Below are 13,353 nucleotides of genomic sequence, written 5' to 3' on the forward strand. Positions count from 1 at the left end.
TCCTCCTATGCCCGGCCTGACGCGGCGGCGATGGCCTTGCGGCTGCGCCGGTCGCGGATTTCGCCGGCCATCCGGCCGCGGCGAACGGGATCGGCCAGCACCTCGACGCTGGCGCCGACGAGCGAGAACCCGAAGATGGTTAGCGCGAGCGCGAGGCCCGGGAAGATCGAAGGCCACCAATGCCCGGTGATGATGTTCTGGTAGCCCATGGCGATCATGCTGCCCCATTCGGGCGTCGGCGCCTCGACGCCCGCACCAATGAAGGAGAGGGCAGCTGTGAGCAGGATCGCCCAGCCGATATTCACCGAAAGCTGCGCCAGCACTGGCGCCATGGCGTTCGGAATCACATGCCTGGTCAGGATGCCGAGGTCGGACGTGCCGGCAATGTAGGCCGCTTCCACGTAGCGGAGGCGCCGCACCGACAGGACCTGGCTGCGCATCAGGCGCAGATAGATCGGCGCGTTCACGAAGGCGACCGCCAGCACGATCGAGTGCAGGCTCTGCCCCAGCACGGCGACGACGGCGATGGCGAAGACGAAGACCGGAAAGGCCTGGATGACATCCGAGCTGCGCATGATGAAACCCGATACCATGCGGCCGAGACCGCGCTTGGTCTCGTAATAGCCGGCAACCGCGCCGAGGATCGAGCCGATCACGGCGGACACGACGGTGCCGGCAAGCGCAATGGCAAGATCGATGCGCGGCGCGTAGATGACGCGTGAGAAGATGTCGAGCCCGGTCGCGTCCGTGCCCATGATATATGGCCATCCCGGCGGTTGCAGGAATGCCGAGGGATTTGCCTGTTCGGGATCGAAGGGCGCAATGAGCGGCGCGAAGATGGCGAGCAGCGTGATCAGGAGCACAATGCCATAGCCGAGCGCGAACTGCGGGCGTGTCCGCAGCACGGCCAGAAAGAAAGACCAGCGACCAGAGGCGGGCGCCGCGCCCGCCTCCTCGTCTTTCGCTGCCTGGGGCGCGGCCGCGCCCTGGGGGGCCGACGTCACGTCAGGCTCAGCGGCTGAAGTCCTGGAACCGGATGTTGTTGGACGTGTAGTAGGTCCAGCCCTTCAGATCGGCCTTCCGGGCCATGGTGTAGTTCGGATAGGTCACGAAGGTCCAGGGAGCCTCGTCCATGATGATCTTCTGCGCTTCCTTGGCCTTGGCGAGGCGGACATTCTCGTCGGCTGTCGCCGCCATTTCAGCCAGCAGTTTGTCGACCTCCGCATTGGCGTAGTTCGAGTAGTTCACGTAGCTCTTGCTGTCGAAGTAGAGCGTCAGCGAATAGCCCGGGTCCGGGCACCATGGGCTGTCGACGTAGAAGATCATCGGCTGCTTGCGGTCGGTGACGAAGTTGTAGAACGAGCCGGCCGGCACCTTCTTCAGTTCCAGCTCAACACCGATCTTCTTCAGCGCGGACTGGTAGATGATGGCGATGGGTTCCTGCACCGGGTCGCCCGCATTGTAGGCGAGGGTGCTCTTGAAGCCGCTACCCATTCCGGCCTTGTCCAGAAGCTCCTTGGCCTTGTCGAGATTGTGCTCGTAGCTGTAGAACTCGCCCGAGAAGCCCGGATAGATGTTGGGCATGCAGCCGTTCAGCGGGCTGGCGAGATCCTGGTAGACAGCCTTGATTACTTCCTGCTGAGGGAAGGCGAAGTTCATGGCGCGGCGCACGTCGACATTGTCGAACGGCGCGATCTTGGCGTTGAGCTCGATCCAGATCATGAACGAAGCCGGCACGGTCTCGACCGCGACGCTCGGCACGTTCTTCAGGCTGATGATCTCCAGCGGCTGCAGGTACTGCGCGATGTCCACCGCGCCGCCCTGCAGAAGCTGGACGCGCGACGCCGAGGTCGGCACCTCCTTGAACACGACGGTATCGATCGCCGGCTTGCCGCCATAATAGTCGGCGCGAGCCTGGAAGACGGCCTGCTGGCCGCGCACCAGCTGCTGTAGCTGATAGGGGCCGAAGCCGGCGCTGTTGTTCTCGATGAACTTGCGCGCCCACGGATCGTCCGTGCCGCCTTCCGCCTTGCATTTCACGCTGTCGTAGACGGGCGTATAGAGATTGGTGTGAATCTTCAGCAGAAGCGGGTTCGGCTCCTCCACATTGAAGGACACCACGTATTTGTCCTCGACCTTCACGTCGTCGGGCTTCTTGAGGCCGGTCACGGCCGTATAGAAGGCGCCCAGCGCGCCGAGTTCGAAGGCGCGGTTCCAGGTCCAGCGCACGTCCTCGGCGGTGAGTTCGTTGCCCCAGTTGCTCATCACGCCCTGACGCAGCTTGAAGACGGCGCGCTTGCCGCTCGGATCGAGCTCCCAGCTTTCCGCCAGCTTGCCGACCATGTTGACACCGCCGGGCTTGTCGCCGTGGAATGCGATGTCCTCGCGGCGGGCGTCAGGGGCCTGAGCATCGGGAATCTTCTCGAAGCCGAGCAGACCGTCATAGAGCGCCGCGATCGCCTCGAACGTGCCGAGGCTGACGTCGAAATTGCAATCGAGGCTCTGCGGCGTAGCGGGCGCGGCAATAACGAGCGTCGAGCCCGCCTGGGCATAGGCGGACGGGATATTCAGAATGCGCGGCATCACCGCGGCGGCGGCAGAGGCAGAAGCCGCCTGCAGCATGTTGCGGCGGTTGAGTTTCGGCCCGAGAAAATCGCGAAATGACGACATGACAGTTCCCCTTCTTATATTTGGTGACGCTTTGGGTGCCGTCTGCCGCCAGGACAGATACCGCACCTGCGAACGGATCGACTATGCGATGCGGGCACTGCCGAGTCTAATAATGAAAGGGACATCATTGATCTGAAACGAGCATCAAATCGGATGACGGGAGCCCTATCAGTCCATCCAGCCCGGGCTGCGACGCGTGTTGGTGAAATCCGGATTCCAGTCCACCTCGGGTAGGCTGACCGGATAGCCGTGCGCATAGTCGTAGGGCGGGCGTATCACGTATTTCCGCGTGAAGGGCGCCCATTCATACGCCTCGCCGGAGCGGATGATGTGGGGCCAGTCGGGCTGGGCAAAGAGCGGCCTGCCGACCGCGACGAGATCGCCGGCTCCGGTCTCCAGAGGCTCCTCGGCGGTGGCGCCGTCGATGATGCCGCCATTGACGATCACCGGCTTTCCGCTCGCCTCCCGCAGGGCCTTTGGCATCGGCGTCGGATCGGTATCGTCCCTGTTCTGGTTCCAAGCGAAGCTCGACCAGTGCAGCGCATCGGCATCGCAATCCGCCAGCGCGCGGCCGATTTCCCGGGCATAGGCGACGCCGCCCGGCCATGCGCCGGCGAAGTCGTCGACGCCGTCCTGGCTGAGACGCAGGGTGATGACCTTGTCCGGGCCGATGGCCTCCCGGACCCGCCGGCAGGCGAGCTTGGCCAGGCGGACATTGTTCTCGGCCGATCCGCCGTAGTCGTCGGTGCGCCGGTTGGTTTTCGGATGGATGAACTGGTAGAGCAGGTAGCCGTTCGCGCCATGAATCTCGACGCCGTCGAAACCCGCCTCGACCGCGCGGGCCGCGCCTTCCGCAAAGCCGTCGGCGACGCGCTCGATCTCCGCGATTGTCAGCGCGCGGGCCGGCGGGAAGGTCACCTTCGGCCAGTCGCCCGGAATGCTCCTGTTGTTCTTCTCGTCGTCATTGTCCGTGTAGAGGACCCAGCCCGGACTCTGCGTATCGCTGGCGCTCACGGGTTGCTCGCCGGGATGGATGCAGCGGGGATCGCTGACGCGTCCGCCGTGCATGAGTTGCAGGATGATGGGAGTCTTGTGCGCGTGCACGGCGTCCACGACCTTCCGCCATCCCTCGATATGACGCCGCGTGGCGATGCCGGGCTGGTTCAGATAGGCGACGCATCCCAGTTCATCGTTCTCGAAGGTTCCTTCGGTGACAATCATGCCGACGCCGCCCCGCGCCCGCCGGGCATAGTAGGCGACCATTTCGTCGTTCGGCGTTCCGTCGGCTTCCGCTGCCTGCCGCGTCAGGGGCGCCATGACGATCCGGTTCTTGAGCGCGAGCTTTCCAAGCTGGAATTGCGAGAAGATTCTGGAAAACGGCTTTGTCACATTGATCCCCTGCGAAAATGCCGGGCAGGCCCGAGTGGCTGTCCGGTTTCATCATTGCTTTTTGCGCATTAGTACAGAGGCGCTGTTTTCCGTCAACGTGGAAGTATGGATATTCGGTTTTCCGGCACCGCCGGCGCTTGGTGGAGCGAAGCGCCGCGACAGGATCATCGCCGCCAAATCAGATTTCTGCAATGATTTTAGTGTATTTCCGGGTTCTTCTGATCTTTGTGCAGCCTTGATGGACGGTTGCCCCTTTTAGGACGCTGCACCCCTCCCATCCCTGAATGCGCCACATAGGCAGGAGCAGACACTCCCGGGCAATCCGATCAGGTCGTATTGATGCATAATTCCTGTTTTATTGATGCTATTTTCTCATTATTCGTGTGGTTCACGCATCAGATTAGGAGTGGCTTCCGGAAATAACCCACCTGCCGGGGATCATCTGCGACACTTTCGAGAAGAGCCGGGTACGCGCGGCAAGCATAACGCGCGCCTGAAACTGCGTAGCGCTTGGTTGAGCGGGCCGGGAAGCTAAAGGTCGCAGCCGGCCGCTCGGAAAGGATCGGACGCCGTGCCTGCGGGCGCCGCCGACAGGAGCAGCAATACCTGCATACTTGCCAACGCCTGCAAGACGGGCCGCGGTGACACCGAATTGATTGAAAAGACTGGCACGCCCAACGGGAATCGAACCCGTGTTTCCGCCGTGAAAGGGCGGCGTCCTGGACCGCTAGACGATGGGCGCGCAGACAGCGGGCTTATAGTCAGCTTGTTTCGTCCCGGCAACCCGCTGGAACCGGAAATCTTCGACTTTTTTCAGGCCTTTCGGCGACGGCAGCGCCAGTTCCAGTCGCGCTCGGGGCCGATGTCGACATGCACGGATTCGGTGTGGCAGTAGGTGCCCACTCCGCCGCGGCCGGGGAGCGACCGCACGTAGTTAGCGATCTCCCACTTGGTGACGCCGGCGACCTGAATGTCCGCCGCGGCGCAGTACATGTGCTGCGAGCGCTTGGCGCCATTCACCCGCCTGTTGTAGCTCGGGCTGCGGTAGCCTGAAGTGACGACGACCTTGCGGCCAAAGTGTCCTTCGATCTGCCGCAGCATCTTCACGAGGCCGGGTTTCAGGCAGCCGACATCGACGCTGTCCGTCTGCCGCAGCAGGCCGTTGGGCGCGAGACGGGCCATGCCGGCCGCCGAGGCGACGCGCACTGCCGGAAACTCGTCCTCCTCATGCAGGTCGACGTCGCTGTCATCATCGAGGCCGGAACGGCGCTTGATTTCGAAGAGGGCGCTTTTGCGAACGCCGGGAAGCGCATCGCTGCCCCAGGACCCGGTGACGGAGCCGGAGAGTTCGGACTGGTCGGAGGGTTCGAGAGACGCCAGTTTGACCAGTGGAGCGGCCGGCTTCCTTTGCTTTTCCGTCGATCCATCGTCGTCGTTCGACGCGGTGGCGAGTTGTTTGACCTTGGTCGCAGCCGGCGCCGGCGCGGCCGCCGCCTGATTCGACGAGAACAGAGACGACAGGAAACCGCGCTTCTTCGGTGCCGGCGCGAGCGCGGCCGGATCTGCTGCCGTGAGCACCTGCTCTGTCCGCGTGTCCGGACCGGCGGTGAGAATCTGCTCTTTTGCGCGAGGCTGCTTTTCGGCTTCCGGCGCGGCAGCCGTAGCCACGGTCTGGCTCAGGTCTGCCGTGTCTGGTTTGGTTTCGGCGGTTGCCGCTGCGCCGGAGGCTTCCGCCGCCGCGGCGACGCCCGCCTCGGGAAAGGACGAGGCCGGCTTGCTGCCCGGCAGATAAGCCACTTGGTCGGGGAGATTGCCGTCGACCGTCGTGGCCGTCTCGGTGACCGCGCCGTCGTTCGCGGAATCGGCTTCAGGCGTCAGCCCGGGATTGGACAATGCGAAACTTGCCTGGCCGTCGGGCGACGTGGAGCAGGACGCGGCGATCAGGCAGGCGGCGGCTCCGAGAGCATACAGGAACTTCTTCGCGGAACGCGATCGCGCAAGGTCCAAAATCGCTTCCCTCTCACTACGGCACCGGCTGGCGGAACACGCCGGATGGTCTGTACGGCACCGGGACGGAGCCCGGCTCGAATCGCCTTGGCGGCAGACTGCAAGCCCTCTCCGCCGGGCTATGGCTCAAATGAGGCGAGAACAAGGTTCACGCCACCTTTTCGCCCGGATCGAGGCAGCGCGTCAACGCCCGTGCGTTTCGTTTTCCCTGCTTTCCGCAACGCCGTTCTGCGCTCAGACGCGCACCTTCACATAGCTGCCGGGTGCGTCGCCGAGGGTCTTCGACGCGCCGGGAAGCTTGCGCGCGGGCACCTTCCTGTTGTCCTTACCCTCGATCCAGCGCTGCCAGTGGCTCCACCAGGAGCCGGGGGTCTCGGCCGCCTTCGCCACCCAGTCCTCGAACGCGCCCGTCGGCTTGCCGTCTGTCCAGTACTGGTACTTTTGCGAGGTGGCGGGATTGACGACGCCGGCGATATGGCCCGAGCCTGCCATGACATATTCGACCTCGCCTCCGAAATACTGGCAGCCGAGGAAGACGGAGCGCGCCGGGGCAATGTGATCCTCGCGCGCGGCGAGGTTGTAGACCGGGATCTTGATGTCGCCGAGAGACACGGCCTGCCCGGCCAGTTCCATCCTGCCTTGCGAGAGGTTGTTCTCGAGATAGCAATTGCGCAGATAGAAGGAGTGATTGGCGGCCGCCATGCGGGTGGAATCCGCATTCCAGTAGAGCAGGTCGAAGGGCAGGGGCACCTTGCCGCGCATGTAGTTGTTGACGACGTAGGGCCAGATCAGATCGCCGGCGCGCAGCATGTTGAAGGCCGTCGCCATCTTGGTGCCGTCGAGATAGCCCTTTTCGTCCATGGATTTTTCGAGCGCGGCGATCTGGTCCTCGTCGACGAAGACCTTCAGGTCGCCGGCATGGGTGAAATCCACCTGCGTGGTGAAGAAGGTGACCGACTTGATGCGGTCCTCCCGCTCCTTGGCGAAGAGCGCCAGCGCCGCCGCCAGCAGCGTGCCGCCGACGCAATAACCGATGGAATTGACTTCGCGTTCGCCGGTCGTCTTCTCCACGGTGTCGAGACCGAACTGTAGCCCCTCGCGGATATAGGCCTCCCAGCCCTTGCGGCCGTGACGCTCGTCAGGGTTCACCCATGAGATGACGAAGACCGTGTGGCCCTGCGACACCGCCCAGCGGATGAAGGATTTTTCCGGGTTAAGGTCGAGAATATAGAACTTGTTGATCCATGGCGGGCAGATGAGAAGGGGCCGCTTCAGCACCTTCTCTGTCGTCGGCGCATACTGGATGATCTCGGCCAGCGCGCTGCGCGCAACCACCTTGCCGGGTGTCGTGGCGATGTTCTCGCCGACTTCGAACCGCGAATAATCGGCCTGGCGCAGCTTCAGGTCGCCATGGCCGGCCTCGATATCCTCGGCGAGCATCTGCATGCCGCGCACGAGGTTCTCGCCGTTGCTGGCGACGGTTTCGCGGAACAGTTCGGGATTGGTGAGGATGAAGTTCGAGGGCGAGATGGCGTGCGAAAGCTGTTTTACGTAGAAGCCGGCCTTGTGCTTGGTGTGCGGGTCGAGTTCGGCGTTTTCGACGAGATCGTTCGCCCAGCGCGAGGTGACGAGATAGGTCTTTTTCAGAAAATCGAAGAATGCGTTCTTCCCCCATTCGGGGTCCTGGAACCGCTTGTCGCCACGCTCCGGCACGATGGCGTTCGCCGGCTCCTCGCCGCCGCTGCGCTGGATCGCGTCGTTCCAGACGTCCATGTAGCCGGCGAAGAGCCTCGTCTGCGCCTCAAGCGCGCGCGCGGGATCGGAAAGCCAGTATTCGGCGAGTTTGGAGAAGGTCTTGACCATGTCGGCCATCGGCTCGGCGACACTGTCGCGCACTTCGCCCTTTTCGCGGGGGGCCACCCATGCGGATGCGGCCTTGCCGGCCTGCTCGACCATCTTGGCAAAATTGATGGCGAACTTTTCCGGGTCCTTGATCAGATATTGGTCGACCGGGGACTTGTCGCCCGTGCCCTTTTTTGAGTCGGCATCGTTCGCCATGATCGCGCTGGTTCCTCCTCCGGACTTTTTTCTTGACACAATATCATGTCAACTTCGACAAGGTCCAACGCTCTGACCAGCAAGAAGAATCAGAAATATGACATATCACGCTGATACGGCAAGGATTTTGGCTGGCAGGGGAGGGGTTGCCGCGGTGCTGCTGTGCAGCATGGCGTTGCTGGGCGGATGCGCGTCGGACATCAACGAGGGTGTCGGCCCGGCCAGCACCGCGCCATCGCTCAGCGGCTCGCAGCCGCAGGACACGGGAACCTACCCGAACCTCAACATCAGGCCGCAGGCCGCCGCGTCGCAGATCACCCCAGAGCAACGTGCGGCTGCCGGAGCAAACCTTACCTCCGCGGCGCGGAGCGCGCAGGCCGGCGCGGGCGGCCGGACGATGTCCGCCGAGGAGCAGGCGCGGCTCAAGAAACTCGCCGACGACAAGGGCGCCAGCGTGCTCGCGGAAATCGAAGGGAAACAATGATCCCGCCGGCGGGCCGATCCTATCGACCGGCCGGGCGAATACGTGTATAGCCGCCGCGAATTTCCACCTACCCTCTGACTGGTCGCCACGATGGAAGAGTTTCACAAGGTCCGCCGCCTTCCGCCCTACGTCTTCGAGCAGGTGAACCGGCTCAAGGCCAGCGCGCGAGCCCGTGGCGCCGACATCATCGACTTGGGCATGGGCAATCCCGATCTGCCGACCCCCAAAGCCATCGTCGACAAGCTCTGCGAAGTGGTTCGCGACCCGCGCACGCATCGCTATTCCTCCTCGCGCGGCATTCCCGGCCTGCGCCGCGCCCAGGCCAATTATTATGCGCGCCGTTTCGGCGTGAAGCTCAATCCCGAGACGCAGGTCGTCGCGACGCTCGGCTCCAAGGAAGGCTTCGCCAATATGGCGCAGGCGATCACAGCGCCGGGCGACGTGGTGCTGTGCCCGAACCCGACCTATCCGATCCACGCCTTCGGCTTCATCATGTCGGGCGGGGTTGTCCGCTCCATTCCGGTGGAGCCGGACGAAAATTTTATCCCGGCGCTCGAGCGCGGCGTGCGGCATTCGATCCCGAAGCCGCTGGCGATGATCCTCAACTATCCGTCGAACCCCTCGGCGCTGGTCGCCAGCCTCGATTTCTACAAGGACGTCGTGGCCTTCGCCCGCAAGAACGAGATCGTCATCCTGTCCGATCTCGCCTATTCCGAAATCTATTTCGACGGCAATCCGCCGCCGTCAGTGCTGCAGGTGCCGGGCGCGATGGATGTGACGGTCGAGTTCACCTCCATGTCGAAGACCTTCTCCATGCCCGGCTGGCGCATGGGCTTCGCCGTCGGCAACGAGCGGCTTATCGCCGCCCTGTCGCGGGTGAAATCCTATCTCGACTACGGTGCCTTCACGCCGATCCAGGTCGCGGCGACGGCGGCGCTCAATGGGGACGGTTCGGACATCGCTGAGGTACGCGCCGTGTACCACAAGCGCCGCGACATCATGGTGGACGCGTTCGGTCGCGCCGGATGGGACATTCCGGCGCCTCCTGCGTCGATGTTCGCATGGGCCCCGATTCCGGAGCAGTTCCGCCATCTGGGCTCGCTGGAATTCTCGAAGCTGCTCATCGAGCACGCCGACGTCGCGGTGGCGCCGGGCGTCGGCTTCGGCGAGTACGGCGACGACTATGTGCGCCTCGCGCTGGTCGAGAACGAGCACCGTATCCGGCAGGCGGCGCGAAGCATCAAGAAGTTCCTGGCGATGACGGAAAAGCAGCCGAACAACGTCGTTCCGCTTGCGGCTCGTCGCGGCGCCTGAACTGATCCGAAATCCAGACTGAGAGAGGCGGGACGCGATGGCGGAAGCTTTGCGGATCGGCATTGCCGGACTTGGCACGGTGGGAAGCTCTGTCGTCCGGCTTCTGGCCGGGAAGGCGGCGGAGATCACCCGCCAGTGCGGCCGGCCGGTCGTGGTTGCGGCCGTCTCCGCGCGCGACCGCAAGCGCGATCGCGGGATCGACCTTTCCGGCGTGGAATGGTTCGACGATCCGGTCGCGCTGGCGGCAAAGGCCGACATCGACGTTTTCGTGGAGCTGATGGGCGGCGACGAGGGCGCGCCGCGCGAGGCGGTGAAGGCCGCGCTGGAAGCCGGCCGCCATGTCGTCACCGCGAACAAGGCGCTGCTTTCCAGGCATGGCGTGGCGCTGGCGGAGATCGCCGAGAAGAAAGGCGTCCTGCTGAACTACGAGGCGGCCGTCGCTGGCGGCATACCGGTCATCAAGACCATGCGCGAGGCTCTTGCCGGCAATACGGTGACCCGTGTCTTCGGCATCCTCAACGGCACCTGCAATTACATATTGACGCGCATGGAGCGCGAGGGCCTGTCTTTCGAGGCCTGTCTGGCGGATGCGCAACGGCTTGGCTACGCCGAAGCCGATCCGACCTTCGACATCGAGGGCAACGACACTGCCCACAAGCTGTCGATCCTGACCAGCCTCGCCTTCGGTTGCAGGATTTCGGCGGCAGACATCTATCTGGAAGGCATTTCCAACATCACGCAGGCCGACATCCGCGCCGCCGGCGAGCTCGGCTACCGGATCAAGCTGCTCGGCGTCGCGCAGCGGACGGAAAGCGGCATCGAGCAGCGTGTACATCCGACGATGGTGCCGACCGCCTCGGTCATCGCGCAGGTGCATGGCGTGACCAACGCGGTCGCCATAGAGACGGACATTCTGGGCGAATTGCTTCTCTCCGGCCCCGGCGCGGGCGGCAACGCGACCGCCTCGGCCGTGATCGGCGACATTGCGGATATCGCAAAAAGCCGTCCCGGTTTCCAGCACGGCCCGGTCTTTGGCCGCCCGGCGAAGGAGCTGAAACCCTATAAGAAGGCGCAGATGCGCAGCCACGCAGGCGGCTATTTCATCCGCCTTACCGTGCATGACCGTATCGGCGTCTTCGCGGCGATCGCCAAGCGCATGGCGGACAACGAGATTTCGCTGGAATCGATCGTCCAGCACGCCGTCGGCTCGCAGGCGAATGACCAGAAGACGGTGATTCTCGTCACCCACGAGACCACCGAGGCAGCGGTCAGGAAGGCCGTGGACGGCATCACCAAGGACGGGCATCTGACGGACAAGCCGCAGGTGATCCGCATCGAGCGGGCCGGGTGACGACATTCTCCGCGCCCCGGGAAAGCCGGCGTCGGAATCGCCGGTTCAAGAGCCGGAATAGGCGAAGATCGGCATTTGCAGATCGGCGCTGCGCGTCCGTTTCGTCTTAAACCGATCTTATGCCGGCTGCCTGACTTGCGGTTGTCACGAGGCTTTGACACAAGCCTTGCAATCGCAAGGAACAGGGAACCATCATGGACTCTCCGAACAGAGATGCTGCAATGCCGACCGTCGGCGGCCTCGACCGAATTCTGACGATCGAGCTGGTGCGCGTGACCGAACGCGCCGCGGTGGCGGCGGCCCGCCTGCGCGGCCGCGGCGACGAGAAAGCGGCCGACCAGGTCGCCGTCGACGCCATGCGCTCCGAGCTCAACCGCCTGCCGATCAAGGGCACGGTCGTGATCGGCGAGGGTGAGCGCGACGAGGCGCCGATGCTCTATATCGGCGAAAACGTCGGGACGGGCGAGGGGCCGGCAGTGGACATCGCGCTCGACCCGCTGGAAGGCACCACCATCTGCGCCAAGAACCTGCCGAACGCGCTCGCGGTCGTCGCCATCGCGGAAAAAGGCAGCCTGCTCAACGCGCCGGACGTCTACATGGACAAGATCGCCATCGGCCCCGGCTATGCGGAGGGGACCGTCGACATCGACGCGTCGCCGGCCGAGAACATCGAGAGGCTGGCCAAGGCCAAGGGCGTGCCGGTGAGCGAGATCACGGCTTGCATCCTCGACCGGCCGCGCCATCAGAAGCTCATCGAAGCGGTTCGCGCCACCGGCGCGGCGATCCGGCTGATCGGCGACGGCGACGTTGCCGGCGTCATCCATACCACCGATCCCGATGAAACCGGCATCGACATCTATCTCGGTTCGGGCGGAGCGCCGGAAGGTGTGCTCGCGGCCGCAGCGCTGCGCTGTATCGGCGGCCAGATGCAGGGCCGTCTCATCCTCGACACGCCGGAAAAGGTCGCGCGCGCGGCGAAGATGGGGATCGCCGATCCGACGCGCGTCTATCGCGCCGAAGACATGGCGCGGGGCGACGTGCTTTTTGCCGCGACCGGCGTGACCGACGGCAACATGCTGGCCGGCGTCAAATTCGGCAAGGACTCGATCCGCACCCACACCATCGTGCTGCGCTCCTCGACCCGCACGGTGCGCGAGATCAAGGCCCGGCATCAGGACACGGACAAGTTCGGCCCGAACTGAGCGCCGTCAGGTGCTCAGTGTGTTGGAGGCGCGCAGACTTACCCCGGTGATGCGGAAGACGCCGTCGGGTTGCAGTTCGAGCGTGTAGACCGCCTCATAGTCCTTGCCGTCCGGCCCGACGATCAGCACCTGCTGCGTGATCGAGTTCGGGCCGGTCTGCTCGACCTTGCCGAAGGCATAGCTCTTCGGCCGGTAGACCGGCATATAGCCGCCGGTCACCATGCCCATGAATGCCTCGACGGTCGGAAAGATGCGCTGCACATTCGGCGCGGCGTAGCCGTAGGCGGTCTGCGTATCGTCAGCAAGGAAAGCTCTGATCTGGCTGTCTATAGTCGTCTGCGCGGCTTTGAACTCGGCCTCGCCGGCCAGCGCGGCGGCGACGGGCGCGAGCAGCGTGGCGCATATGATCAAGACGATCCGCAGCATGGCTTTTTGCATCCCGCATTCCGGTCGGTTTTGTCGCATTATACGGCAATAGCGGCGCGCCGGTTTACGTCTGCGGCAAAATTCCTTGGCAGCGGGCCGCATCTTGCTCTAAGAGCCGACACGATAAACCGGCGGTGCGATGATGAGAGCCTTCTTCGTGCAGATCAAATGCGAGCTCGGCAAGAGCTACGAGGTTGCAAGCGCGCTTGCCGATGCCGAGATCGCTTCGGAGATCTACTCCACCGCGGGCAGCTTCGATCTCCTGGCAAAATTCTACGTCGAGGAAGACGAGGTCGACATCGGCCATTTCGTCAATGAGCGGGTCCAGGTCATCCCGTACATCAAGGACACCTATACGATCGTTACCTTCCGGGCTTTCTGAAGCCCGTCCTTTGGGCGTTTTCTGCCTCTTGTCGCATCATGCTGGCGTGAATCTGCCCACATTTCGCGGT

General features: G+C 63.8%; 12 protein-coding genes and 1 tRNA gene. 6 read left to right on the forward strand and 7 right to left on the reverse strand.

Going from position 1 to position 13,353, the window contains the following annotated elements; all coding sequences use genetic code 11:
• Nucleotides 1–5: 5 nt before the first annotated feature.
• The 3 genes from M9955_21310 to M9955_21320 form a co-directional block, all read right to left on the reverse strand.
• Nucleotides 6–1,004 carry an ABC transporter permease gene (locus M9955_21310; protein MCO5084184.1) on the reverse strand — a complete coding sequence of 333 codons (999 nt, stop codon included), beginning with the start codon at nucleotides 1,002–1,004 and terminating at the stop codon, nucleotides 6–8.
• Between the two features lie 7 nt (nucleotides 1,005–1,011).
• On the reverse strand, nucleotides 1,012–2,670 hold the full coding sequence (locus tag M9955_21315; GenBank protein ID MCO5084185.1) for an ABC transporter substrate-binding protein: 1,659 nt from the start codon (nucleotides 2,668–2,670) through the stop codon (nucleotides 1,012–1,014).
• Nucleotides 2,671–2,838: 168 nt separating this feature from the next.
• Nucleotides 2,839–3,987, reverse strand: a complete 1,149-nt coding sequence (locus M9955_21320; GenBank protein MCO5084186.1) for an NADH:flavin oxidoreductase — start codon at nucleotides 3,985–3,987, stop codon at nucleotides 2,839–2,841.
• Between M9955_21320 and M9955_21325 the strand changes: the two genes are divergently transcribed.
• A complete protein-coding gene (locus M9955_21325) occupies nucleotides 3,986–4,318 on the forward strand; it encodes a hypothetical protein (GenBank protein ID MCO5084187.1) in 333 nt (110 codons plus the stop codon). The two genes, M9955_21320 and M9955_21325, sit on opposite strands and share 2 nt — an antisense overlap.
• 407 nt (nucleotides 4,319–4,725) lie before the next feature.
• On the opposite strand, the gene M9955_21330 is transcribed toward M9955_21325, so the two are convergent.
• The 3 genes from M9955_21330 to phaC all read right to left on the reverse strand — a co-directional run bounded on the left by M9955_21330 (nucleotide 4,726) and on the right by phaC (nucleotide 8,124).
• Nucleotides 4,726–4,801: transfer RNA gene (locus tag M9955_21330), tRNA-Glu, on the reverse strand.
• Between the two features lie 71 nt (nucleotides 4,802–4,872).
• Entirely contained in the window at nucleotides 4,873–6,066 is a 1,194-nt protein-coding gene (locus M9955_21335; protein ID MCO5084188.1) for a YcbK family protein, read from the reverse strand.
• A gap of 234 nt (nucleotides 6,067–6,300) precedes the next feature.
• Nucleotides 6,301–8,124 (reverse strand): class I poly(R)-hydroxyalkanoic acid synthase, encoded by a 1,824-nt coding sequence (phaC, locus tag M9955_21340; GenBank protein ID MCO5084189.1) that lies wholly within the window; start codon nucleotides 8,122–8,124, stop codon nucleotides 6,301–6,303.
• Between the two features lie 169 nt (nucleotides 8,125–8,293).
• Here phaC and M9955_21345 point away from each other — a divergent pair, with 169 nt between their 5' ends.
• The 4 genes from M9955_21345 to glpX all read left to right on the forward strand — a co-directional run bounded on the left by M9955_21345 (nucleotide 8,294) and on the right by glpX (nucleotide 12,475).
• Complete coding sequence (locus tag M9955_21345; GenBank protein MCO5084190.1) at nucleotides 8,294–8,608, forward strand: hypothetical protein; 315 nt, start codon at nucleotides 8,294–8,296, stop codon at nucleotides 8,606–8,608.
• A 90-nt stretch (nucleotides 8,609–8,698) separates the two neighbouring features.
• Nucleotides 8,699–9,922 carry an LL-diaminopimelate aminotransferase gene (locus M9955_21350; protein MCO5084191.1) on the forward strand — a complete coding sequence of 408 codons (1,224 nt, stop codon included), beginning with the start codon at nucleotides 8,699–8,701 and terminating at the stop codon, nucleotides 9,920–9,922.
• 37 nt (nucleotides 9,923–9,959) lie between these two features.
• Nucleotides 9,960–11,273, forward strand: a complete 1,314-nt coding sequence (locus tag M9955_21355; protein MCO5084192.1) for a homoserine dehydrogenase — start codon at nucleotides 9,960–9,962, stop codon at nucleotides 11,271–11,273.
• 221 nt (nucleotides 11,274–11,494) lie between these two features.
• A complete protein-coding gene (gene glpX / locus M9955_21360) occupies nucleotides 11,495–12,475 on the forward strand; it encodes a class II fructose-bisphosphatase (GenBank protein MCO5084193.1) in 981 nt (326 codons plus the stop codon).
• Nucleotides 12,476–12,481: 6 nt separating this feature from the next.
• Here the strand turns inward: glpX and M9955_21365 are convergent, their stop codons facing one another.
• Nucleotides 12,482–12,901, reverse strand: a complete 420-nt coding sequence (locus tag M9955_21365) for a DUF4864 domain-containing protein (protein ID MCO5084194.1) — start codon at nucleotides 12,899–12,901, stop codon at nucleotides 12,482–12,484.
• A gap of 142 nt (nucleotides 12,902–13,043) precedes the next feature.
• On the opposite strand from M9955_21365, the gene M9955_21370 reads away from it, so the two are divergent.
• Complete coding sequence (locus M9955_21370; protein MCO5084195.1) at nucleotides 13,044–13,283, forward strand: Lrp/AsnC ligand binding domain-containing protein; 240 nt, start codon at nucleotides 13,044–13,046, stop codon at nucleotides 13,281–13,283.
• Nucleotides 13,284–13,353: the final 70 nt, after the last annotated feature.

The sequence above is a fragment of the Rhizobiaceae bacterium genome, assembly GCA_023953845.1.
In the GTDB taxonomy this organism is placed as follows: domain Bacteria; phylum Pseudomonadota; class Alphaproteobacteria; order Rhizobiales; family Rhizobiaceae; genus Arvimicrobium.

What these genes read in the sequence shown, in the direction of transcription:
- M9955_21315 (MCO5084185.1), bottom strand. Translation starts at nt 2,670, where the DNA reads ATGTCGTCATTTCGCGATTTTCTCGGGCCGAAACTCAACCGCCGCAAC.
- M9955_21355 (MCO5084192.1), top strand. Translation starts at nt 9,960, where the DNA reads ATGGCGGAAGCTTTGCGGATCGGCATTGCCGGACTTGGCACGGTGGGA.
- M9955_21345 (MCO5084190.1), top strand. Translation starts at nt 8,294, where the DNA reads ATGGCGTTGCTGGGCGGATGCGCGTCGGACATCAACGAGGGTGTCGGC.
- M9955_21350 (MCO5084191.1), top strand. Translation starts at nt 8,699, where the DNA reads ATGGAAGAGTTTCACAAGGTCCGCCGCCTTCCGCCCTACGTCTTCGAG.
- M9955_21320 (MCO5084186.1), bottom strand. Translation starts at nt 3,987, where the DNA reads ATGGCGCCCCTGACGCGGCAGGCAGCGGAAGCCGACGGAACGCCGAAC.
- M9955_21325 (MCO5084187.1), top strand. Translation starts at nt 3,986, where the DNA reads ATGACGATCCGGTTCTTGAGCGCGAGCTTTCCAAGCTGGAATTGCGAG.
- M9955_21370 (MCO5084195.1), top strand. Translation starts at nt 13,044, where the DNA reads ATGAGAGCCTTCTTCGTGCAGATCAAATGCGAGCTCGGCAAGAGCTAC.
- phaC (MCO5084189.1), bottom strand. Translation starts at nt 8,124, where the DNA reads ATGGCGAACGATGCCGACTCAAAAAAGGGCACGGGCGACAAGTCCCCG.
- M9955_21365 (MCO5084194.1), bottom strand. Translation starts at nt 12,901, where the DNA reads ATGCTGCGGATCGTCTTGATCATATGCGCCACGCTGCTCGCGCCCGTC.
- glpX (MCO5084193.1), top strand. Translation starts at nt 11,495, where the DNA reads ATGCCGACCGTCGGCGGCCTCGACCGAATTCTGACGATCGAGCTGGTG.